Genomic DNA, 22,040 nt, shown 5'->3' on the forward strand with positions numbered 1-22,040 from the left:
CGCCAGGCCCGTGGCGCTCGCGCGCCGCGGGCTTTTCTTTCGCGTGTCAGCCGGGCGCGTCGAGCCTGAAAAGACTGGTGACTTCCACGTCGAGCACCATCGACTCCCGCTGGTTGAAGAGCCGCCAGCGCCAGCGCAGGATGCCCAGCGTGGGCCGCTTCTCGGAGCGCCGCACCTCGATCACATCGGCCACGAGCCGCAAGGCATCGCCGGGCCGCACGGGGTTGGGCCAGCGCACGTGTTCGAGTCCCGGCGAAGCGAACGATTCAGAGCCTTCGAGCGCCGCTTCGACCACGAGGCGCATCGCGATCGCGCAGGTGTGCCAGCCGCTCGCGATCAGCCCGCCGAAGGCGCTGTCCGCCGCAGCCTCGGCGTCGGTGTGGAACCACTGCGGGTCGTACGCTCTGGCGAACTGCACCAGTTCGGCTTCGGTGAGCACGTAGGGGCCGGCCTCGATGACCTGGCCTGCATGGAAGTCGGCGAACTTCATCCGCCGCAGCTTAGTAGGTTTCCAGGTGCAGGCGGCCTTCGCGTTTGAGCGACGCGCCGACCGTGTCCCAGTCGAGTCCGGCTTCCGTTGCCACGTCGCGCAATGCGAGCACCACGCCCTCTTCCATGCTCTTCAAGCCACACACGTAGAAGTGACTGCTGCCGTCCTTGAGCAGCGCGGCCAGGTCGGCGGCGCGCTCGCGCATCAGGTCCTGCACGTAGCGCTTGGGTTGGCTTGGCGTGCGCGAGAACGCGAAATTGATGTCGATGAAGTCCTTGGGCAGCGACTGCAGCGGGCCGAAGTACGGCAGCTCCTGCTGCGTGCGCGCGCCGAAGAACAGCATGAGCTTGCCGCCTTCGAACTTGCCGCTCTTGCGCAGGCGACGGCGCCACTCGGTCATCGCGCGCATGGGTGCGCTGCCGGTGCCGGTGCAGATCATCACGATGTGCGACCTGGGGTGGTTGGGCATCAGGAACGAGGCGCCGAAGGGCCCCACCACCTGCACCGTGTCGCCGACCTTCAGGTCGCACACGTAGTTGGAGCACACGCCGCGCACCGGATCGCCCTGGTGGTCTTCGGTCACGCGCTTCACCGTGAGCGAGACGTTGTTGTAGCCCGGCCGCTCTCCGTTGCGCGGGCTGGCCACGGAATACTGGCGCGCATGGTGGCGCTTGCCGATGGCATCGACGCCCGGCGGCACGATGCCGATCGACTGGCCTTCGAGCACGGGGAACGGCACCACGCCGAAGTCCAGCACGATGTGGTGCGTCTCGCTGTCGAAGCCCGCTTCGGTGCAGTTGAAGTTACCGACCACGGTGGCGGTCGTCGGCGTTTTCGGTGGGAAGAGATTGGTGTACGCGTGCGCGGCCGACCAGGGCGGCACGGCGGCGCCGTACTGCGCGGAATTGAAGACGGCTTCGACCGACTCGACAGCGGCGACCTGCGTTGGGGCCGTCGCGGCGGCCACTCCCGCGTCGTCGCCCGCATCGGCGGAAACGCCCGCGGCCTCGAGTTCTTCGGGCGTCAGTTCCGCGGGCAGTTCTTCCCACGTGAGCTGTTCTTCGATCGTGTACGCACGCACCAGAGGCATCGTGCGCCAGTTGTCGATGGAGCCCGTCGGGCACGGCGAGATGCAGGCCATGCAGCCATTGCAGATGTCGGCACGCACGACGTAGTTGTTGTCGTCGTGCGTGATCGCGTTGACGGGGCAGGTGGCCTCGCAGGTGTTGCAGCGGATGCAGATCTCGGGGTCGATCAGGTGCTGCTTGATGACCCCGGCTTCAGCAGCCATATCCATCGTGTTCTCCTTTTTCGCCCCGGGCCCTTTCGCGAAGCACCGCGGAACCGGCTTTGCCGGGCCGCAGGTGCTGCCCCCTGCAAGGGGGTTGGCGAAGCGACACGAAGTGCGCGCAGCCTGGGGGTGTACCTAATTTTTCAGCCGAAACGCACGTATTCGAAATCCACCGGCTGGCGGTTGATGCCCATCACCGGCGGCGAGATCCAGCCGGCAAACTTGCCCGGCTCCACCACGCGGCCCATCAACGATGCCACGAAAGCGAAGTCTTCGGAACTGGGCAGCCATTCGTCCTTCTTGGCAGCCCATTCGATCTCGTTCACCACGCGGCCTTCGGGCGACATCTTGATGCCGGCGAGCGCGCCGATCTGGCGGTTGAAGGCCTTGTGCGGCACCACGAGGCGGGTCGGGATGCCAGCCTTCTCGAGCACCTTGTTCCAGCGGCCCACACCGGCCACCGAGTCCTTGATGAAGTCGTCGCGCAGCACTTCGTTGAGCGCGTTGAGCATCGGCACGTCCTTCTCCACGAGCTGGCCGTCCTTCACTTCGAGCACCTTGTAGGTCTGGCCCTTGAGCACATGGTCGTCCGTGCGCTTGCCTTCTTCGTAGCGGCCCTTCAGGCCCGAGCTGTAGAAGATGGCCGCGTTGCTCGACTGGTCGGCGCCGAACAGGTCGATGGTCACGCTGTAGTGGAAGTTCAGGTAGCGCTGGATGGTGCCCAGGTCGATGCAGCCCGCGGCGCGGATCTTCTGCACGTCGTCGGTCTTCAACTCGTTCATCACCTGCGCGGTGCGCGCGATGACGCGCGAGACGCCGCTCTCGCCCACGAACATGTGGTGCGCTTCTTCCGTCAGCATGAACTTGGTGGTCCGTGCCAGCGGATCGAACGCGCTTTCGGCCAGCGCCGAGAGCTGGAACTTGCCGTCGCGGTCGGTGAAGTAGGTGAACATGAAGAACGCGAGCCAGTCGGGCGTGCGTTCGTTGAAGGCGCCCAGGATGCGCGGATTGTTCTCGTCCCCCGAGGTGCGCTGCAGCAGCGCATCGGCTTCTTCGCGGCCGTCGCGGCCGAAGTGCTTTTGCAGCAGGTAGACCATGGCCCACAGGTGGCGGCCTTCTTCCACGTTGATCTGGAACAGGTTGCGCAGGTCGTACATCGAGGGCGCCGTGAGGCCCAGGTGGCGCTGCTGCTCGACCGATGCGGGCTCGGTGTCGCCCTGCGTCACGATGATGCGGCGCAGGTTGGCGCGGTGTTCGCCGGGCACGTCCTGCCAGGCCTTCTCGCCCTTGTGGTCGCCGAAATGGATCTCGCGGTTGGCGTCGCCCGGGTTCAGGAAGATGCCCCAGCGGTAGTCGCGCATCTTCACGTGGCCGAACTGCGCCCAGCCTTGCGGATCGACGCTCACTGCGGTGCGCAGGTACACGTCGTGGTTGGTCGAGCCTTCGGGGCCCACGTCGTCCCACCAGTTGATGAAGTTGGGCTGCCAGCCTTCGAGCGCGCGCTGCAGCGTGCGGTCTTCGCCGAGGTTGACGTTGTTGGGGATCTTCTCGCTGTAGTTGATCGTGCTCATCGTTGTTCCTTGGGTTGTGCGGGCTGCGGTATCAGACGCGATTCATGTCGAAGCCGGCCTTCTCGCCGGTGCCGTAGACCTTCAGCGCGCCCTTTTCGCCGACAGCGTTGGGGCGGTTGAAGATCCAGTTCTGCCAGGCGGTGAGCCGGCCGAAGATGCGGGTGGCCATGTTCTCCTTGCTCGCGAAGCGCAGGTTGGCTTCCAGGCCGGTGAGCGCGTCGGGCGACATGGCGGCGCGTTCTTCGATGGCGATGCGGATCTCGTCGTCCCAGTCGATGTCGTCGGGAGCCGCGGTGACCAGGCCGAGCTTCAGGGCCTCGTCGGCGTCCAGCGGCTTGCCGGCTGCGGCGCGTGCGGCTTCGAGCGGCGCGGCTTCTTCATAGAAGCGGCGTTGCAGGCGGCTCTGGTCGTTCACCATCGGGAAGAAGCCGAAGTTGAATTCGTCGAGCGTGAGCTTCGGTGCGCGCTCGGCATCGTCGGGCAGCGCGAGCATGTAGGTGCGGTCGGCCGCAAAGGCCAGCTCGGCCAGCGTGCCGGCGAAGCACGAACCCGCCTCGACCAGCGCGAACAGGCTGCGCGACGACACATCCAGGCGCGCCAGCGTGCGGCGCAGCGCGCCGATGGTTTCGCGCACCAGCCAGTGGTCCTTGTTGGCGAACATCACGGCATCCGATGCGAGCACGGCGGCGGCATCGCCTTCGGTCTTCAGCAGCCAGGTGCCCACGTCGAGCTCGTTGGTGCGCAGGTTGAGGATCGCATCGTCCAGTTGACGGCACATCGCGAGCGGCCACCAGGCGGCGCCCGCGGCTTCGATTGCGGCGATGTCGGCCGGCTGTGCGCCGGTGGGCGCCTTCACGGTGATCGTCGCGGTGCGCTTGCTGCGCTCGATCTGGATGTCGACGTGCGGGTAGCTGATGCCGTCGGCGCTGTCGGTGCGTTCCAGGCGCGTGAGCGCCACGCCCTTGCCATCGGCGGGGCGGTCGCTGCCCGCGGCGAGTTGCGAAGCGCGGTCCTGAACGGCGGCGGCAAATTGCGCGGGCTTGGCCACGGCATCGACCAGTCGCCACTCGACCGCGCGCTGGCCGCGCACGCCTTCGACGCTGGTGCAGAAGATGTCGGCGAGGTCATGGCGCACGTGGCGCTTGTCGGTCACGCGGGTGAGGCCGCCGGTGCCGGGCAGCACGCCGAGCAGCGGCACTTCGGGCAGCGAGACGGCCGAAGAGCGGTCGTCCACCAGCAGGATCTCGTCGCATGCCAGCGCCAGCTCGTAGCCGCCGCCGGCGCAGGCGCCGTTCACGGCCGCGAGGAACTTCAGGCCCGAATGCTTGGACGTGTCTTCGATGCCATTGCGCGTTTCGTTGGTGAACTTGCAGAAGTTGACCTTCCAGGCGTGGCCCGAGACGCCCAGCATGAAGATGTTGGCGCCCGAACAGAAGATGCGGTCCTTGCCGCTGGTGACGATCACGCTGCGCACTTCGGGGTGCTCGAAGCGCACGCGGTTCAGGGCGTCGTTCAGTTCGATGTCCACGCCCAGGTCGTAGCTGTTGAGCTTCAACTTGTAGCCGGGGCGGATGCCGCCGTCTTCCGCGATGTCGAGCACGAGGCGCGCAATGGCGCCGTCGAAGCTCAGCGACCAGTGGCGGTACTGGCCGGGTTCGGTGCGGTAGTCGACGCGCGGGGGCGCCTGAAGCGGGGTCGTGGTGTCGGTCATACGGAAGTCTCCTGTGGGGCAGATGCAAACCGGAAGAATAATGCATCTTCTGGTTCCGATGACATGCATCATGCTGCATGCGCATAGGCAAGTCAATGCCTGAATCGCTTTTTTTCAAACTTCAGGTCAGGCGCCCAGGCCGATGGACTGGCGAGCCACCGCGCGCAGCGCCTGGAAGCTCTGCGCAAGGGTCTTGCCGCTGGTGTCCACCGAGAGATCGGCCTTCGAATAGAAGGCGGCGCGGCCGTTCAGGATGCGGCGCAGGTCTTCCATGGCTTCCTTGCTGGCCGCCATCGGGCGGGTGTCGCCCTGCGCGGCCACGCGGCCCATGTGCTCCTCGGGCGCGGCCTGCAGCCACACGGTGGTGCAGTGCGCGAGCAGTTCGTTGAAGGTGGCGGGGTCGGAGACGATGCCGCCCGGCGTGGCGATCACCACTTCGCTGTAGATCTGCACCGCTTCTTCGAGCGCGCGGCGCTCGTAGCGGCGGTAGGCGCTGGTGCCGTAGAGATCGTGGATCTCGCGCACGCTGCAGCCGGCCAGTTTTTCGATCTCGCGGCTCAACTCCACGAAGGGCAGGTCGAGGTCGTCGGCCAGCATCTGGCCCAGCGTCGACTTGCCCGCGCCGCGCAGTCCCACGAGGGCGATGCGGCGGTGCCGCGCCGGATCGACCGAGGCCGTGCCCAGCAGTTCGCCGAGCGCCACGCGCACGCGGCGCAGGTCGGTTTCGCTGCGGTTTTCGAGCAGTTCGCGGATCAGCAGCCACTCGGGCGAGCTGGTGGTCACGTCGCCGACCAGCTCGGCCAGCGAGCAATGCAGCGCGCCGGCCACCTGCTGCAGCACCAGGATTGATGCATTGCCGATGCCGTATTCCAGGTTGGCCAGGTGCCGCTCCGACACATCGGCCGAAATGGCCACCGCCTTGCGCGTGAGGCCGCGCTGCGCGCGCAGGTTGCGCACGCGATCGCCCAGTGCGGCCAGCAGCGGATTCTTGGCCTCCCCGGCCGGTGCGGCGTGGTTGCCGCTTTCTGGCGCGGTGGCCAGCACCGCGTCTACATGCTCGTTCATGCCATTCCTCGTTCTTGGCCGGGATTGTGCGCGCTCAGGGTAAACACCATACATGCACTATATTGCTTGACACTCATTGTCTCGATGCTTATTGTTCGGCCACAAGCAAGATACTGCACACACGGTATTCCTGCAAGGTAGTTCCAAAGTTCGAGGCCCCACGATGTCCGACAGCAGCGACCCCGCCCCCGGCAAAGAAGCATTTCACCAGTTGATCGCCGGCCTGACCGCCGAGATCGCAGGCCGGCCGCTCGACGCCCAGCTCGACCAGTGGCTCAACGCCACCCACGGCGCGGGCAGCGCGAGCTTCGAGCAGCTGCGCCAGGCCTGCATCGGTGGTGTCGCCGAAGGATGGCTCTGCGATCGCGAAGGCGGTGGCATCAGGTACGGCCGCGTGTTCAAGGCCGAAGACGCGCTGCACCGCTTCTCGGTCGATGTGGTCGACATGCAGGACATCGCCGGCCCCCACCACACCCATCCCAATGGCGAGATCGATCTGATCATGCCGCTCGACGACAGCGCCGGCGCCACTTTCGACGGACGGCCCGCGGGCTGGTGCGTCTACGGGCCCGGCACCGCACACCGCCCGACCGTCGCGCAAGGCCGCGCGCTCGTTCTCTATCTCCTGCCCGAAGGGCAGATCAAGTTCACCCCATGACCGAACTCCTCGCCAACCATGTCGCCGGCCGCTGGCAAAGCGGATCGGGCGCTGGCACGCCCCTTTTCGATCCGGTGCTGGGCACCGAGCTCGCGCGCGTCGATGCCACCGGCCTCGACCTGCCTGCTGCTTTTGCCTTTGCGCGCGAACAGGGCGGCAACGCGCTGCGCGCCCTCACCTACCGCCAGCGCGCCGGGTTGCTCGCCGCGATCGTCAAGGTGCTGCAGGCGAACCGCGACGCGTATTACGAGATCGCCACCGCGAACTCCGGCACGGTGAAGAACGACTCGGCGGTCGACATCGACGGCGCGATCTTCACGCTCGGCCAGTACGCCAGGTGGGGCGATGCGCTCGGCGACGTGCGCGCGCTGCGCGACGGCGATGCGGTCAAGCTCGCCAAGGAGCCGGTGTTCCAGTCGCAGCACCTGCAGGTGCCGACGCACGGCGTGGCGCTGTTCATCAACGCCTTCAACTTCCCGTCATGGGGCCTGTGGGAAAAGGCCGCGCCCGCGCTGCTCTCGGGCGTGCCCGTGATCGTGAAGCCCGCGACGGCCACCGCATGGCTCACGCAGCGCATGGTGAAGGACGTGGTCGATGCGGGCGTGCTGCCCGCCGGCGCGCTCTCGGTCGTCTGCGGCAGTTCGGCCGGGCTGATGGATGCGCTGCAGCCCTTCGACGTGGTCTCGTTCACCGGTTCGGCGGAGACGGCGGCGGTGATCCGCTCGCACCCCGCCGTGGCCGAGCGCTCGGTGCGCGTGAACATCGAGGCCGACAGCCTCAACAGCGCCCTGCTCCTGCCCGGTGCCGCGCCCGGCAGCGAAGCGTTCAACCTGCTCGTGCGCGAAGTGGTGCGCGAGATGACGGTCAAGTCGGGCCAGAAATGCACCGCCATCCGCCGCATCCTCGTGCCGGCCGAGGTGTACGACGCCGCGGCCGAAGCCATCGGCGCAAAGCTCGCGGGCATCACCGTCGGCAACCCGCGCAACGAGAGCGTGCGCATGGGCTCGCTGGTGAGCCGCGCGCAACTGAACGCAGTGCGCGAAGGGCTCGACGCGCTCGCGGCGCAGACCACCGTGCTGCACGACAGCCACAACAAGCCGCTGATCGACGCCGACCCGGCCGTGGCCGCCTGCATCGGCCCGGTGCTGCTGGGCGCGCGCGACGCCGATGCGGCGCAGCTTGTGCATGACGTGGAAGTGTTCGGCCCGGTCGCCACGCTGCTGCCGTATCGCGATCTCGCCCATGGCCTTGCGTTGGCACACCGCGGGCAAGGCTCGCTCGTGACCTCTCTTTATGGCAGCGACGATGCGGCGCTCGCACAGGCAGCGCTCGCCGTCGCACCGAGCCACGGCCGCGTCCACGTGATCACGCGCGAGGTCGCGCAAGCCCACACCGGCCACGGCAACGTCATGCCGATGTCGATGCACGGCGGCCCCGGCCGCGCGGGAGGCGGCGCCGAGTTGGGCGGCTTGCGCGCGCTCGATTTCTATCACCGCAAGAGCGCGGTGCAGGCGAGCCCCGGTGTGCTCGCCGCCCTCGGCCTTTAGAAGAAGGCCCCAAGGAGACAACACGATGAGCCTGCCCGCACGATTCAATTTCGCCGAACACCTGTTCGCCCTCAACCGCGGCCGCGCCGAGCGCATCGCCTACATCGACGACCGCGGCACGCTGAGCTACGGCCAGCTCGAAGACCGCGCACGCCGCCTGGCCGCCGCGCTGAAAGCCGCCGGCGTGCGGCGCGAAGAGCGCGTGCTGCTGCTGATGCTCGACAACAGCGACTGGCCCGTGAGCTTTCTGGGTTGCCTCTATGCCGGCATCGTTCCCGTCGCCGTCAACACGCTGCTCACGCCCGAGGACTACGCCTACATGCTCGACCACAGCCGCGCGCAGGCCGCGCTGGTGTCGGGCGCGCTGCTGCCCACGCTGCAGGATGCGATGGCGCGCGGCGCGCACGAGCTGCAGACGTTGATCGTCTCGCAGCCGACCGATGCACTGCCGGACAACGCGCAAACGTTCGATGCCGCGCTCGCCCGCGTCGAGCCGCTGGCCGCGCCGGTAAACACCGCCTCCGACGACCCCGGCTTCTGGCTCTATTCCTCCGGCTCCACCGGCAAGCCCAAGGGCACGGTGCACACGCACGCCAACCTCTGGTGGACGGCCGAGCTCTACGGCAAGCCGGTGCTCGCGCTGACCGAAGACGACGTGTGCTTCTCGGCCGCCAAGATGTACTTCGCGTACGGCCTGGGCAATGCGCTGACATTCCCGCTGACGGTCGGCGCCACGGTCGTGCTGATGGCCGAGCGCCCCACGCCCGACGCCACCTTCCGCCGCTGGACCGAGCACAAGCCCACGGTCTTCTTCGGTGCGCCCACGGGCTTCGCGGGCATGCTCGCGTCGCCGAAGCTGCCGGCGCGCGATACGGTTTCCCTGCGCATGTGCTCGTCCGCCGGCGAGGCATTGCCCGGGGAGATCGCACAGCGCTTCAAGGCGCACTACGGCTGCGAGATCATCGACGGCATCGGCTCCACCGAGATGCTGCACATCTTCATCTCCAACCGCCCCGGCGACGTGCGCTACGGCACCACGGGCAAGCCGGTGGAAGGCTACGAGGTCGAGCTGCGCGGTGAAGACGGCCGGCCCGTGCCCGATGGTGAAGTGGGCGATCTCTACATCCGCGGGCCCAGCTCGGCACTGATGTACTGGACCAACCGCGAGAAGTCACGCGACACCTTCCAGGGCGGCTGGACCAAGAGCGGCGACAAGTACACGCGCGATACCGACGGCTACTTCACCTACGCGGGCCGCAGCGACGACATGCTGAAGGTGAGCGGCATCTACGTCTCGCCGTTCGAGGTCGAGGCCACGCTGATGCAGCACCCTGCGGTGCTCGAAGCCGCGGTGATCGGCAAGGAAGACGCCGAAGGGCTCACGAAGACCAAGGCCTTCGTCGTTCTGAAGGACGGCAGCACGGCGACCGAGGAAGAGTTGAAGGCGTTCGTGAAGGAGCGCCTCGCGCCCTACAAATACCCGCGCTTCCTCGAATTCGTGAGCGAACTGCCGAAGACCGCGACCGGCAAGATCCAGCGCTTTCGCCTCCGCGAGCGCGAGAAGCAGGCGTGACCACAGCGATGCACACGCCCGCCTTCGCCACCATCGACTGGCGCGGCCGCACCGTGCAGATCGAGTGCGAATGGATCGCGCCCGAGCGCACCGATGCTCCGCTCATCGTCTTCCTCCACGAAGGCCTCGGCTCCGTCGCGATGTGGAAGGATTTCCCCGCGCAAGTCTGCGAAGCGGCCGGCGCACGCGGCCTTGTGTTCTCGCGCCCCGCCTACGGCCGCTCCACCCCGCGCGGCGACGACGAGATCTGGGACGTCGACTTCATGCACCGCCAGGCGCACGAAGTGCTCCCCGCCCTCTTCACCGCCCTGAAGCTCGACAACGAAAAGCCCTGGCTCTTCGGCCACAGCGACGGCGGTTCGATCTCCCTGCTCTATGCCTCGTGCTTCCCCGACCGCGTGGCCGGCCTCGTGGTGCTGGCCCCGCACATCTTCGTGGAAGACGTGACCGTCGCGAACATCGAGCTGGCCCGCACCGCCTACCTCTCGACCGACCTGCCGAAGAAGCTCGGCCGCTACCACGACAGTGCCGACTCCGCCTTCTGGGGCTGGAACCGCATCTGGCTGCACCCGCCCTTTCGTGACTGGAACATCGAGGCCGAGCTCGACACGATCCGCTGCCCCGTGCTCGCCATCCAGGGCATCGACGACGCGTACGGCACGCTCGCGCAGATCCGCGGCATCGCGGCGCGCGTCGGGGAATGCGAACTGCTGGAAATCCCTGAATGCGGGCATTCCCCGCATCGCGATCAGCCGGATCGTGTCATCGTCGCGACCGCTTCTTTCATTACCAAAAACAGGAGACAGACACCATGACGACCACCCGCACCGCGCGCCTTGCGCTCACCGCGATCGCCTTCGCCGCCCTGGCGACCGCTGCCGGCGCCCAGGGCACCGGCAAACTCAAGGTCGGCCTGATGCTGCCCTACAGCGGCACCTACACCGCGCTGGGCGTCGCCATCGAGAACGGCTTCAAGCTCTACGTAGACGAGCAAGGCGGCAAGCTCTCGGGCCGCGAGATCGAATACTTCAAGGTCGACGACGAGTCCGACCCCGCCAAGGCGACCGACAACGTCAACAAGCTCATCAAGCGCGACAACGTCGACGTGATCGTGGGCACCGTGCACTCGGGCGTCGCGATGGCCATGGCCAAGGCCGCCAAGGAAAGCGGCACCGTGCTGATCGTGCCGAACGCCGGCGCCGACGCGGTGACCGGCCCGATGTGCGCGCCCAACATCTTCCGCAGCTCGTTCAGCAACTGGCAGCCGGCCTACGCCATGGGCGAGGTCGCAGCCAAGCAGCAGGGCAAGAAGAAGGCGATGACCATCACCTGGAAGTACGCGGCCGGTGACGAGTCGGTCAACGGCTTCAAGGAAGGCTTCGAGAAGAACGGCGGCAAGGTCGACAAGCAGCTCACGCTGGCCTTCCCGAACGTGGAATTCCAGGCGCTCCTGACCGAGATCGCGGCGGCCAAGCCCGATGCGGTGTACGCCTTCTTCGCGGGCGGCGGCGCTGTGAAGTTCGTCAAGGACTACCAGGCGGCGGGCCTGAACAAGACCATTCCGCTCTACGGCCCCGGCTTCTTGACCGACGGCACGCTCGACGCGCAGGGCGAATCGGCACAAGGCATGCTGACCACGCTGCACTACGCGGACGGCCTGAACACAGCGCGCGACAACGCGTTCCGCGTGGCCTATGCCAAGTCGTTCAAGCTGCAGCCCGACGTGTATGCGGTGCAGGGCTACGACGCGGCGCAGATGCTGGGCGTGGGCCTTGCCGCCGCCAAGGGCGACATCGGCAAGAAGGCCGAGTTCACGGCCGCCATCGAGAAGGCGAAGATCGACAGCCCGCGCGGCACCTTCACGATGAGCAAGTCGCACAACCCGGTGCAGGACATCTATCTGCGCAAGGTGGATGGCAAAGAGAACAAGCTGGTCAGCACCGCGATCAAGGGTCTCGCAGATCCGGCACGCGGCTGCCGGATGTAACTGGGCTCTCCCCCAGGCTTCGCGCACTTCGTGTCGCTTCGCCAACCCCCTCACCGGGGGCGACACCTGCGGCCCGGCAAAGCCGGTTCCGCGGTGTCTCCCGCAGTGCGTCTCTTCCTCAACGATCCCGCCCAGAGAGAACCTCCAACGTGGATTTCGGAACCTTCCTCGTCCAGTGCCTGAACTCCGTTCAGTACGGACTGCTGCTCTTCCTGGTGGCCTCGGGCCTCACGCTGATCTTCGGGATCATGGGCGTGATCAACCTCGCCCACGGCAGCTTCTACATGATCGGCGCGTACATGGCGTTCGCGCTCGCGCCGCTGTTCGGCGACCAGTTCCTGCTGATGCTGGTGGCCGGCGTGGTGCTGGCAGCCATCTTCGGCTACCTGCTCGAATGGGCCTTCTTCAGCTACCTCTACCAGCGCGACCACCTGCAGCAGGTGCTGATGACCTATGGGCTCATCCTGGTGTTCGAGGAGCTGCGCTCCATCCTCGTGGGCAACGACGTGCACGGCGTGAAGGTGCCTGCGTGGCTGGACGGCAGCTTCGCGCTGGGCAACGTCATGAGCTACCCGTGGTACCGGCTCTTCGCCTCGGCCGCGTGCATCGTGCTCGCGGTGGGGTTGTACTGGGTGGTGAACCGCACGCGCCTGGGCATGATGATCCGCGCCGGCGCGAGCAACCGCGACATGGTGCGGGGCTTGGGGATAGACGTGAAGCGGCTCTATCGCATCGTCTTCGCGGCCGGCGTGGCGCTCGCGGCGCTGGCCGGAATGATCGCGGCGCCGATGTCCTCGGTGTATCCGAACATGGGTGCGAGCGTGCTCATCATCTGCTTCGTGCTGGTGGTGATCGGCGGCATCGGCTCGATCACCGGCGCGCTCTTGGCCTCGCTGCTGGTGGGCTTCGTCGACACCTTCGGCAAGGTGTTCTTCGCGGACCTGAGCGGCATCGGCATCTATCTCCTGATGGCCATCGTGCTGATCTGGAAGCCTGAAGGGCTGATGGGGAAGCGGTCATGAAGCCGAGCGCATTCCTCCTGCCCGTGGCCTGCGCGGTGCTCATCGGCATCGCCGGCCCGCTGATGGGCAACTACGCCTCGGACTTCGTCGTGAAGATCATGATCCTGTCGATCTTCGCGTTGAGCCTGGAACTGCTCGTCGGCATGACCGGCCTCGTGAGCCTGGGCCACGCGGCGTTCTATGGCATCGGCGCCTACGTGACGGTGCTCGCGTCGGGCAGCGAAGGCGGCAACTTCGCGCTGCTGCTGCCTGCGGCGATGGGTGCAGCGGCGCTCTATGCGCTCTTCGTCGGCGCTTTGAGCCTGCGCACGCGCGGCGTGTACTTCATCATGGTGACGCTGGCCTTCGCGCAGATGGCCTTCTTCGTGTTCCACGACACCAAGATCGGCGGCGGCAGCGACGGCATCTACATGTACGTGCGGCCGGCCATCGGCGCGCTCGATATGGAAAACCGCACGGTGCTTTTCTACGTGGTGCTCGCGTCGCTCGCGTTCACCTACGGCCTCCTTGCGCTGATCCGCCGCTCGCGCTTCGGCGCCGCGCTCGCGGGCATCCGCGTGAACGAGCAGCGCATGCGCGCGGCGGGGTTCCCGGTGTACGGCTACAAGCTCGCGGCCTTCGTGCTGGCGGGGGCGCTCGCGGGCCTTGCAGGTTTCCTGCTGGCCTCGCGCGACGGCGTGGTCAACCCCGAGCTGATGGCCTGGCACAACTCGGGCGAGGTGCTGCTGATGGTGATCCTGGGCGGCCTCGGCCACCTGCGCGGCGCGGTGATCGGTGCCATTGCATTCACGCTGCTCAAGGAGATCTTCTCGACGCATGCCGTGATGGGGCCGCTCGCGGACCATTGGCAACTCACGCTGGGCATCGCGATCATCGTGTTCGTGGCGTGGCTGCCCAAGGGGCTGATCGGGCTGGTGAAGCGCATCTCCCCCAAGGGTGAAGGAGCCGCGTCGTGAGCAACACCACCGCCCTTCTTTCGGTCGAAGGCCTCACGCGCCGCTTCGGCGGCCTCACTGCCGTGAACGCCGTCACGCTCGACCTGCACGTCGGCGAAGTGCACGCGGTGATCGGCACCAACGGCGCGGGCAAGTCCACGCTCATCAACATGCTCTCGGGCGAGATCGAGGCCTCCGAAGGCCGCATCGCACTCGACGGCATCGACATCACGCGGCGTGCGCAATCCAGGCGCGCGCGCGACGGCGTGGGCCGCAGCTACCAGCGCACGACGATCTTTCCGGAGTTCAGCGTGCACGAGAACTGCCGGCTCGCGGCGCAGGCCGCCACCGCGCGCCCGTGGGCGATCTGGCAGGCGTCGCAGCGCTGCGCGGCCAGCAACGCGGCGGCCGATGCGGCACTCCAAGCCGCGGGCTTGTCGAACGAAGCCTTGCGCATCGCCGGCACCATGAGCCACGGCGCGCAGCGCCAGCTCGAAGTGGCGATGTGCCTGGCCACGCAGCCGCGCGTATTGCTGCTCGACGAGCCGCTCGCCGGCATGGGCGCCGAGGAAACCGACCGCATGCTCACGCTGCTCGCGCGGCTGAAGGCCACGCACGCGATCCTGCTGGTGGAGCACGACATGGACGCGGTCTTCCGCATCGCCGACCGCATCACGGTGATGGTGAACGGCACGGTCATCGCCACCGGCGACCCCACCTCGATCCGCGAGAACCCCGAAGTGCGCACCGCGTATCTCGGAGAGGACCACTGACATGCTCATCGTCCGCGACCTCAACACCTACTACGGCAACAGCCACATCCTGCGCGGCGTGCATGCCGGCATTCCGACGGCCACCTCGGTCGGCCTGCTCGGGCGCAACGGCATGGGCAAGACCACGCTGATCCGCAGCATGATGGGCTACGTGCGTCCGGCCTCCGGCGAAGTGCAGGTCGACGGCCGCACCGTCACCGGTTGGCCGCCGGAAAAAATGGCGCGCCTTGGCATCGGCTACGTGCCCGAGGGCCGCGGCATCTTCCCGAACCTCTCGGTGCGCGAGAACCTGGTGATGAGCGAGCGCGCGGGCATCGACGGCCGCCGCGCCTGGACCTTCGAGCGCGTGATGGCCACCTTTCCGCGGCTGTCCGAGCGGCTCTCGCACGGCGGGCAGCAGCTCTCGGGCGGCGAGCAGCAGATGCTCTCCATTGGCCGCGCGCTGATGACCAACCCGCGCCTGCTCATCCTGGACGAAGCCACCGAAGGCCTCGCGCCACTGATCGTGGCCGAGATCTGGCGCGTGATCGGCGAGATCCGCAGCACCGGCATCGCCACGCTGATCGTGGACCGCGACTACCGCAAGGTGCTCGCGCACACCGACCTTGCGGTGGTGATGGAGAAGGGGCAGATCGTGCGGCATGGGGCATCGGCGGATCTGCTGGCGGAGCCGCAGGCGCTCGAGGAGCTGCTGGGCGTGTAGACCTGCGGGAAGGCATGGCGGTGACACGCGAAATCAGCCTCCTCGATCCCTCGGGCAAGCCCGTGCGCATCGACGCCAAGATGCTGATGAACGCGGCCGCCACGCCGTGGCAGGGCTTTGCGCTGGAGGTACGCGCCATGCATGGCGACGGCGAGAACCCGGCCTGCTACAACCCCCACCCGCTGCTCGCCTTCTGCATGCGCGGGCACGTGAAGTCGGCCATGACCACGGGGCGTCGCACCAGCCACGTCGAGATCCGGCCCGGTGGCCTGTGCATCTTCGAGCAAGGCTACGAAGTCGACCGCGTGACGTGGTCCGGCCAGGTCGAGGAAATGATCGCGCTGGAAATCCGCCCCGAGACCCTGCGCAGCCTGATGCCCGAGGGCAACGGCGAACTGCATCTGCAGACGCATCTCTCGACCACCGACGCCACCCTGTCATCGCTCGCCATCGCGATGCGCGACGAGGTGGAGCGTGGCTGCACCTCGGGCCGCGTGCACGCGCAAGGTCTGTCGATGGCGCTGGTGAGCTATCTGCAGAGCCGCTATGGCAGCGCGGGCAACGCGAAGCGGCCGCCGGGGCGCCTCTCGCAGGCAGATCTGCGCAAGGTGTACGACTGGGTGATGCAGCACCTGGGCGAAGACTTCGGCATCGACGAACTCGCGGCCGAGCTGCACATGAGTGCCGTGCACTTCACGCGCCTCTTCAGGGCCAGCACGGGCTCGACGCCGTACCGTTACGTGATGGAGCAGCGAGTGCGGCACGCACTGTCGCTGCTGGAGGGGCGACTGTCGCTTGCCGAGATCGCACACGATGTCGGATTTTCGAGCCAGGCGCACTTCACGCAGGTGTTCAAGCAACTGGTGGGCACCACGCCCGCGCGCGCACGACTCGGGTAAGTCCCTGTGCAGGGTGAAGGGATCCTGCAAGCGGTGATCGCTTGTCGATAGACCATCCGACAGGGCGAAGGCAAATTCGATGTCCACACAACAGGAGACAAGAAGATGCCACTCGCGCCCCATCGCCCCCAACCATCGCGCAGCAGATCCAAGACGCTGGCGGCCCTGTGCATGAGCCTGTCCGCCGCCGCAGCGCTCACGGCGTGCGGCGGCAGCGATTCCCCGGGGACCGTGCTGCCCTTCATCCCCACATCGCCACCGCCCGCCGGTCCGGCTGCTCCCGCGGCACTGGCCTGCGACGAAAGCCTGAAGACCGCGTTCAAGCCCGATGCGAACACCACTGTCACCGTAGTGAAGCAGTTCAAGCAAGGCGATGACCTGAACCTCGACGGCAAGGCCTCGGGCACCGTGGCGGCCAGCGACGTGTGCATGGTCAAGCTCAGCGTCGGACCGGGCCATGCGGGACCCGCCGACGCGCCATCGACCTCGCCGGGAATCGGCATCGAGGTCTGGCTGCCGACGATGGCCAAGTGGAACAACCGCGTGCGCGTGCTTGGCGGCGGCGGCTTCGTGGGCGATGCGGGCATTGGCGCCAAGACGCAGATCGGCGGCGCCGGCGCGGCCGCCATTGCCGCGAGCGAAGGCTCGGTGAGCGCTGTGACCGATGCGGGCCATGCCTCGAAGCTGCCTGCTGCCTCGGTGGACGGCTCGTTCGCGATGAACCCCGACGGCACCATCAACACCACGCTGTGGACCGACTTCGCGAGCCGCGGCATCCACGAGATGGCCGTCAAGGCCAAGGCGCTCGCGGCCGGCTTCTATCAGCGCGACGCGAAGTACGCGTACTGGGACGGCTGTTCCACCGGCGGCCGCCAGGGCCACATGCAGGCGCAGGTGAGTCCCGACGATTTCGACGGCATCCTGGCCGGCAACAGCGCGATCAACTGGACCACCTTCATCACCTCCGAGCTGTATCCGCAGGTCGTGATGCAGCGCGATCTCGGCGGCACGCCGCTCACGCCCGACCAGATGACACTGGTGTCGTCCGCCGCGGTGAGCGCCTGCGACAGCACGCTGACCGGCCAGCACGATGGCTTCATCAGCGACCCGGCCGCCTGCAAATACGACCCGGCACAGGACAAGGCCGTGCTGTGCACGGGCAGCGGCGGCACCAATGCCACCGCGGCCTGCCTGAGCACGGTGCAGGCACAGGCGGTCAACAAGATCTGGTACGGCCAGACGCGAGACGGCAGCGCGCCCGCACCCGCAAGCGACATTGGCTACGGCGCCACGCTGGCCTCGGGCCAGCTCTGGTATGGCCTCACGCGCGGCACCTCGCTCAACAGCCCGGGCGCACCAGGGCTCTCGCTGGCGGACTCCACGGGCAGCGTGCCCAATCCGTTTCCGATCGCGGCGCACCAAGTCGCGCTAAACCTGCAGGACCCGACGATCGCGACGCCCGATTTCGTCAATGCGACAGGCAACGGCGCGAACAACTGGAAGGGGCTGTCGTACGCACAGTTGGCCAACGCCAGCGATCGCGGCAAGGCGCTGCAAGCCGCCTTCGCGAACATCAACGCCGACAACCCCGAGCTGGGCAAATTCCGCGACCGTGGCGCCAAGCTGCTGGCCTATCACGGTCTGGCCGACCAGTTGATCGCGAACTCGGGCACGGCGAACTACTACGAGCGCGCGGCCAAGGCGATGGGCGGCATCGACGCAATGCAGAAGTTCTACCGCTATGTCGAGATCCCGGCCATGGGGCATTGCGCGGGCGTGGGCTCCGTGAACGGCCTTGCGGGCGTGAGTCCTGCGGCCAACCCGCCGCTGCCGGCGCAGAACCAGTTGTTCGCGGCACTGACCGACTGGGTCGAGAAAGGCGTGGCGCCCGACAACCTCGTGCTGCAGAACGCGGACAAGTCGCTGGCGCGACCGCTGTGCACCTACCCGAAGAAGATTGCGTATGTCGGCGGTGATGCGAAGGCAGCGGCCAGCTTCGCCTGCCGCTGAGCTTCAGCCGATCCGCTGCGCCATCAGGAAGTCGATGAACACCCGCATGCGCAGCGGCACATGCCGCCCGTCCGGATACAGCAGCGTGTACGGCCGCGAGCGGCCCGCGAACGGCTTGAGCACTTCGACGAGCGAGCCGTCGGCAAGTTCTTTCTCCACCACGAAGCGGTAGGTCTGGAACAGCCCGGCGTCGCTCTTGGCGAGCGTGACGCCGCCCAGCACGTCGTCCGAGCAGCTGTAGGCGCTGTCCGCGAAGAGCTCGCGGTCCTTGCCGTTTTCCTTGAAGAGCCACGAGATGCGGCGCCCGCTGCTGGGCAGTTCGAACTGGATGCACTCGTGCGCGGCCAGGTCGTCCAGCGTGCGGGGCGTGCCGGCCTTCCTGAGGTACCTGCGCGTTGCGACCACCACCAGCGCCGCATCCTCCAGGTGCCGCGCGATCAGCGTGGAGTCGGGCTGGGCGCGCACGCGCACGGCCATGTCGTAGCCCTCTTCCACGAAATCGATGTTGCGGTTGCTCAGGTGCACATGCAGCCGGATGTCGGGAAAGCGTTCGCGAAACGCGGGCAGCATCGGCAGGATGCGGTGGTGGCCGTAGGTGGTCGGCACGCTGATGCGCAGCGTGCCCGAGGGCTGCGCCTGCTGGCCCATCACCTCGCGCTCGGCCTCTGCGAGTTGCGCGAGCGCCTGGCGGCATTGCGCGAAGTAGGCGCGGCCGGCATCGGTGAGCCGCACGCTGCGCGTGGTGCGCACGAACAGGCGAAGCCCCAGGCGTTTTTCCAGCCGCGAGATCGAACGGCTCACGGCCGCCGGCGTCACCCCCGCAGCGAGCGCTGCCGAGGTGAAGCCGCCCGTCTCCGCCGCAAGGCAGAAGAGTTCGATGCTGCCCAGGAGGATGTCGCCGAACTGCCGCTGCATGGATTGATTACCTCGCGTATCAAGTGAAGTGCGAGTCTAGTGATTTATCTATGGCTGCGTCATCAATACAGTTCTCCTCACGTCATCAACTTCTGGAGAACCCGACATGCAAGACAGCACTTCTTCCCCCACCGTCGTCATCACCGGCGCCTCGAGCGGCATCGGGCTGGGCCTTGCAGAGGCGTACCTCGAACGCGGCTTCAACGTGGTCGCCAATGCGCGCACCGACGAACGACTCGCCGCCGCGGCAAAGCAACTGGGCAACCCCGCGCGCTTTCTCGGCGTCGCGGGCGACATCGGCAAGCGCGACACCGCAGCGCAACTCATCGCCCGCGCCGTGCAGCGCTTCGGCCAGGTCGACGTGCTCATCAACAACGCGGGCATCTTCAACGCCAAGCCTTTTGTCGACTACACCGAGGAAGAGCTGGACCAGCTGGTCGTCACGAACCTCAAGGGTTTCGTCTACGCCTCGCAGGCCGCCGCGAAGCACATGATCCCGCGCCGCAAGGGCCACATCGTGAACATCACCGCGGGCATTGCGCTGCAGCCGAACCTGAAGGTGCCGGCCTTGGTGCCGGTGCTGGTCAAGGGCGGCATCAACGCCGCGACGCGCGCGCTGGCGCTGGAGCTCTCGCCGCACAACATCCAGGTGAATGCGGTGGCGCCCGGCATCGTCGATACGCCGATGCACCCGTCCGAGAACCATGGCTTTCTGGGCGGCCTGGCGCCCGCCGGCCGCATCGCGACCGTGCGCGAGATTGCCGATGCGGTGCTCTACCTCACCAGCGCCGGGTTCACGTCGGGCGTGGTGCTGGCGGTGGACGGCGGCGCGAGCGCCGGCACCTGGTAACCGGCCCGTTCACACAGCCAAGGAGCACACCATGCCTTTCGTCAACCTGAAGATCACCCGCGACGGCGTCACGCGCGAGCAGAAAACCCAGGTCATCGCGGAGTTCACGGAAGTCCTCGAGCGCGTGCTGAAGAAGCCGCCGGAGTGGACGCACATCGTGATCGAGGAGATCGATACCGATGACTGGGGGTTCGGGGGCGTGACGACCACCGAGTACAGGAAGCGCCTCGCGAAGGACGCGAAGAAAGCGCAATGAATGAAGACGGACGGGCGCGGCCGGCCTATTCGATGAACCGCCGCAGCCCTTCCAGATCGATCACGGTGATCCCCCCGTACTCGATCCGCAGGAACCCCGCTTCCTTCAACCGATTCAGAGCCGCATTGCACCGCTGCCGCGAAACGCCCGACAGGTTCGCGATCTCCTCCTGCGAAGTCTGCAGATAGGGCTCGCTTCCCGGATGCAACCACGGGTGGAACAGCCCCGCCAGCGCGCGTGCCACCTGGCTGTCCGCATCGAGCAGCCGGTGCGCCGCGTAGCAGCCCATGAACCAGTGCAGGCGCTCGTTGATCTGCTGCAGCAGGAAATGATCGAAGCCGCGCTGCGTGCGGTGCAGCCACTCGAAGGTCTCCAGGGGCAGCAGTGCCACGCGGCTCGGGCGCAGCGCGATGATGTCGGCCGATCGCGGCATCGCGCGAAGCAGCGTGCCTTCGCCGAACCAGCTGCCCACCGAGAGCCCGCCCAGGGTCACGGAGTGCCCGTCGCTCGAGGTGATCGACCACTTGAGCAGGCCTTCGAGGGTGCCGTACCAGTGCACCGGCGTATCGCCGCGCCGGCACAAGGCGGTGCCGGCCGCGATGTCCACTTCGCGCATCTCGTCCAGCACACGCTCGCGCGCCGGTTCGTCGAGCAGCGGAAACCAGGCCGAGCCGAGCAGCAACTGCGGGATCGTCAGCGATGCCGCCTTGATGGCCGGCTTCGGGGTGGGCATGAAATGAAAGCTCCTGCGCAGACGGGCCGCGCCTCGTAAACCCTGACCTCAAATGTCATCGCAATGACTGCCCGGGCGGCGGCAGCCAAAAATAATAGCGCGCTTCCCACAGGAGAAACCTCATGTCGAAGCGCAAGGTGATTGTGACCATTGCACCCACGGGTGGCATGGCGCACAAATCGCAGAACCCCCACCCCCCCACCCAACCCGCCGAAATCGCCGCCGACGTGCTGCGCTGCTGGAATGCCGGCGCGAGCGTGGTGGCCATCCACGCACGCCGGCCCGACGACGGCGCCACCTGCGATGCCAACGTGTACCGCGACATCAACAGCCGCATCCGCGCGGGCGGCAGCGACATCGTCATCAACAACTCCACCGGCGGCGGCGTGCACGGCGACATGGTCAAGCCGCTCGCGGGCGACCGCTGGGAGATCGCGTGGGAAGAGCGCATCAAGGGCATGGACGCCGGTGCCGAGATGTGCACGCTGGACGCGACCACGCTCAACCTGAGCTTCGAGGGCAAGCAGATCCTGATGGACACGCCCATCACCAAGGGCCGCGAACTGGCAGCCGGCATGAAGGCGCGCGGCATCAAGCCCGAGTGGGAGGTGTTCAGCCCCACGCACATCCTGCAGGACGTGACCACGCTGATCGGCGAGGACCACGACGAGGAGCCCTACTTCGTCAATCTCGTGATGAACGTGCACCGCAACTTCCAGAACGCGATGCCGTACTCGCCGCGCTTTTTGCAGATGATGGTCGACACGCTGCCCAAGGGCAGCATCTTCTGCGTGAGCGGCATCGGCCCCTCGCAGCTGGAGGCCAACGTGGCGGCGCTGCTGCTGGGCGGCCATGCGCGCGTCGGGCTCGAAGACAACCTCTACTTCCGCCAGGGCGAACTGGCCACCAACGTGCAGCTCACCGAGCGCATCGTGCGGGTGATCCGCGAGCTGGACATGGAAGTGGCCACGCCGGCCGAGGCGCGGCAGATGATGGGACTGCCCCGCACCGGCACGCCGCGGCCCGAGTTCGCGCTCGGCTGATCGAACAA

General features: G+C 67.1%; 21 protein-coding genes. 14 read left to right on the top strand and 7 right to left on the bottom strand.

Features of this window, described 5'->3' with window-relative positions; genetic code table 11:
- Positions 1 to 46: 46 nt before the first annotated feature.
- The 5 genes from BM133_RS15900 to BM133_RS15920 all read right to left on the bottom strand — a co-directional run bounded on the left by BM133_RS15900 (position 47) and on the right by BM133_RS15920 (position 6,128).
- A complete protein-coding gene (locus tag BM133_RS15900) occupies positions 47 to 490 on the bottom strand; it encodes a MaoC family dehydratase (RefSeq protein WP_093435474.1) in 444 nt (147 codons plus the stop codon).
- 10 nt (positions 491 to 500) lie between these two features.
- Entirely contained in the window at positions 501 to 1,787 is a 1,287-nt protein-coding gene (gene boxA / locus BM133_RS15905) for a benzoyl-CoA 2,3-epoxidase subunit BoxA (protein ID WP_093435476.1), read from the bottom strand.
- Between the two features lie 137 nt (positions 1,788 to 1,924).
- A complete protein-coding gene (boxB, locus tag BM133_RS15910) occupies positions 1,925 to 3,352 on the bottom strand; it encodes a benzoyl-CoA 2,3-epoxidase subunit BoxB (RefSeq protein ID WP_093435477.1) in 1,428 nt (475 codons plus the stop codon).
- Between the two features lie 31 nt (positions 3,353 to 3,383).
- Positions 3,384 to 5,063: a 2,3-epoxybenzoyl-CoA dihydrolase gene (gene boxC / locus BM133_RS15915; RefSeq protein ID WP_093435479.1), complete on the bottom strand. Its 1,680-nt coding sequence runs from the start codon at positions 5,061 to 5,063 to the stop codon at positions 3,384 to 3,386.
- Positions 5,064 to 5,189: 126 nt separating this feature from the next.
- Positions 5,190 to 6,128: a helix-turn-helix transcriptional regulator gene (locus BM133_RS15920; protein ID WP_093435480.1), complete on the bottom strand. Its 939-nt coding sequence runs from the start codon at positions 6,126 to 6,128 to the stop codon at positions 5,190 to 5,192.
- A 163-nt stretch (positions 6,129 to 6,291) separates the two neighbouring features.
- On the opposite strand from BM133_RS15920, the gene BM133_RS15925 reads away from it, so the two are divergent.
- From BM133_RS15925 to BM133_RS15980, 11 genes are all read left to right on the top strand, one after another.
- Complete coding sequence (locus BM133_RS15925) at positions 6,292 to 6,786, top strand: 4-hydroxylaminobenzoate lyase (protein WP_093435482.1); 495 nt, start codon at positions 6,292 to 6,294, stop codon at positions 6,784 to 6,786.
- The gene (locus BM133_RS15930) at positions 6,783 to 8,333 is read left to right on the top strand and encodes a 3,4-dehydroadipyl-CoA semialdehyde dehydrogenase (protein WP_093435484.1); all 1,551 of its coding nucleotides are present in this window, start codon (positions 6,783 to 6,785) and stop codon (positions 8,331 to 8,333) included. The genes BM133_RS15925 and BM133_RS15930 overlap by 4 nt, the downstream gene beginning before the upstream one ends.
- 25 nt (positions 8,334 to 8,358) lie before the next feature.
- A complete protein-coding gene (locus BM133_RS15935; RefSeq protein ID WP_093435486.1) occupies positions 8,359 to 9,906 on the top strand; it encodes a benzoate-CoA ligase family protein in 1,548 nt (515 codons plus the stop codon).
- A gap of 8 nt (positions 9,907 to 9,914) precedes the next feature.
- Complete coding sequence (locus BM133_RS15940; protein ID WP_093437028.1) at positions 9,915 to 10,721, top strand: alpha/beta fold hydrolase; 807 nt, start codon at positions 9,915 to 9,917, stop codon at positions 10,719 to 10,721.
- On the top strand, positions 10,718 to 11,893 hold the full coding sequence (locus BM133_RS15945; RefSeq protein WP_093435487.1) for an ABC transporter substrate-binding protein: 1,176 nt from the start codon (positions 10,718 to 10,720) through the stop codon (positions 11,891 to 11,893). Before BM133_RS15940 ends, BM133_RS15945 begins: the two co-directional genes overlap by 4 nt.
- 149 nt (positions 11,894 to 12,042) lie before the next feature.
- Positions 12,043 to 12,915 (top strand): branched-chain amino acid ABC transporter permease, encoded by an 873-nt coding sequence (locus BM133_RS15955; protein ID WP_093435489.1) that lies wholly within the window; start codon positions 12,043 to 12,045, stop codon positions 12,913 to 12,915.
- On the top strand, positions 12,912 to 13,871 hold the full coding sequence (locus BM133_RS15960) for a branched-chain amino acid ABC transporter permease (protein WP_093435491.1): 960 nt from the start codon (positions 12,912 to 12,914) through the stop codon (positions 13,869 to 13,871). Before BM133_RS15955 ends, BM133_RS15960 begins: the two co-directional genes overlap by 4 nt.
- Positions 13,868 to 14,623: an ABC transporter ATP-binding protein gene (locus BM133_RS15965; protein ID WP_093435494.1), complete on the top strand. Its 756-nt coding sequence runs from the start codon at positions 13,868 to 13,870 to the stop codon at positions 14,621 to 14,623. The genes BM133_RS15960 and BM133_RS15965 overlap by 4 nt, the downstream gene beginning before the upstream one ends.
- Position 14,624: 1 nt before the next feature.
- Positions 14,625 to 15,326: an ABC transporter ATP-binding protein gene (locus BM133_RS15970; protein ID WP_093435495.1), complete on the top strand. Its 702-nt coding sequence runs from the start codon at positions 14,625 to 14,627 to the stop codon at positions 15,324 to 15,326.
- Positions 15,327 to 15,346: 20 nt separating this feature from the next.
- A complete protein-coding gene (locus BM133_RS15975; protein ID WP_177224848.1) occupies positions 15,347 to 16,225 on the top strand; it encodes a helix-turn-helix domain-containing protein in 879 nt (292 codons plus the stop codon).
- A 105-nt stretch (positions 16,226 to 16,330) separates the two neighbouring features.
- Positions 16,331 to 18,235 (top strand): tannase/feruloyl esterase family alpha/beta hydrolase, encoded by a 1,905-nt coding sequence (locus tag BM133_RS15980; RefSeq protein WP_256219228.1) that lies wholly within the window; start codon positions 16,331 to 16,333, stop codon positions 18,233 to 18,235.
- 3 nt (positions 18,236 to 18,238) lie between these two features.
- Here the strand turns inward: BM133_RS15980 and BM133_RS15985 are convergent, their stop codons facing one another.
- A complete protein-coding gene (locus BM133_RS15985; protein ID WP_093435503.1) occupies positions 18,239 to 19,150 on the bottom strand; it encodes a LysR family transcriptional regulator in 912 nt (303 codons plus the stop codon).
- A gap of 106 nt (positions 19,151 to 19,256) precedes the next feature.
- Between BM133_RS15985 and BM133_RS15990 the strand changes: the two genes are divergently transcribed.
- Positions 19,257 to 20,000, top strand: coding sequence for an SDR family NAD(P)-dependent oxidoreductase (locus tag BM133_RS15990; RefSeq protein ID WP_093435506.1), 744 nt, complete (start codon positions 19,257 to 19,259; stop codon positions 19,998 to 20,000).
- A gap of 31 nt (positions 20,001 to 20,031) precedes the next feature.
- Positions 20,032 to 20,256, top strand: a complete 225-nt coding sequence (locus BM133_RS15995; RefSeq protein WP_093435509.1) for a tautomerase family protein — start codon at positions 20,032 to 20,034, stop codon at positions 20,254 to 20,256.
- Between the two features lie 25 nt (positions 20,257 to 20,281).
- Here the strand turns inward: BM133_RS15995 and BM133_RS16000 are convergent, their stop codons facing one another.
- Complete coding sequence (locus BM133_RS16000; protein ID WP_093435511.1) at positions 20,282 to 20,989, bottom strand: Crp/Fnr family transcriptional regulator; 708 nt, start codon at positions 20,987 to 20,989, stop codon at positions 20,282 to 20,284.
- Positions 20,990 to 21,111: 122 nt separating this feature from the next.
- Between BM133_RS16000 and BM133_RS16005 the strand changes: the two genes are divergently transcribed.
- A complete protein-coding gene (locus BM133_RS16005) occupies positions 21,112 to 22,032 on the top strand; it encodes a beta-keto acid cleavage family enzyme (RefSeq protein ID WP_093435513.1) in 921 nt (306 codons plus the stop codon).
- Positions 22,033 to 22,040: the final 8 nt, after the last annotated feature.

It is taken from the genome of Variovorax sp. 770b2, from assembly GCF_900115685.1.
Taxonomy (GTDB): Bacteria; Pseudomonadota; Gammaproteobacteria; order Burkholderiales; family Burkholderiaceae_C; genus Variovorax.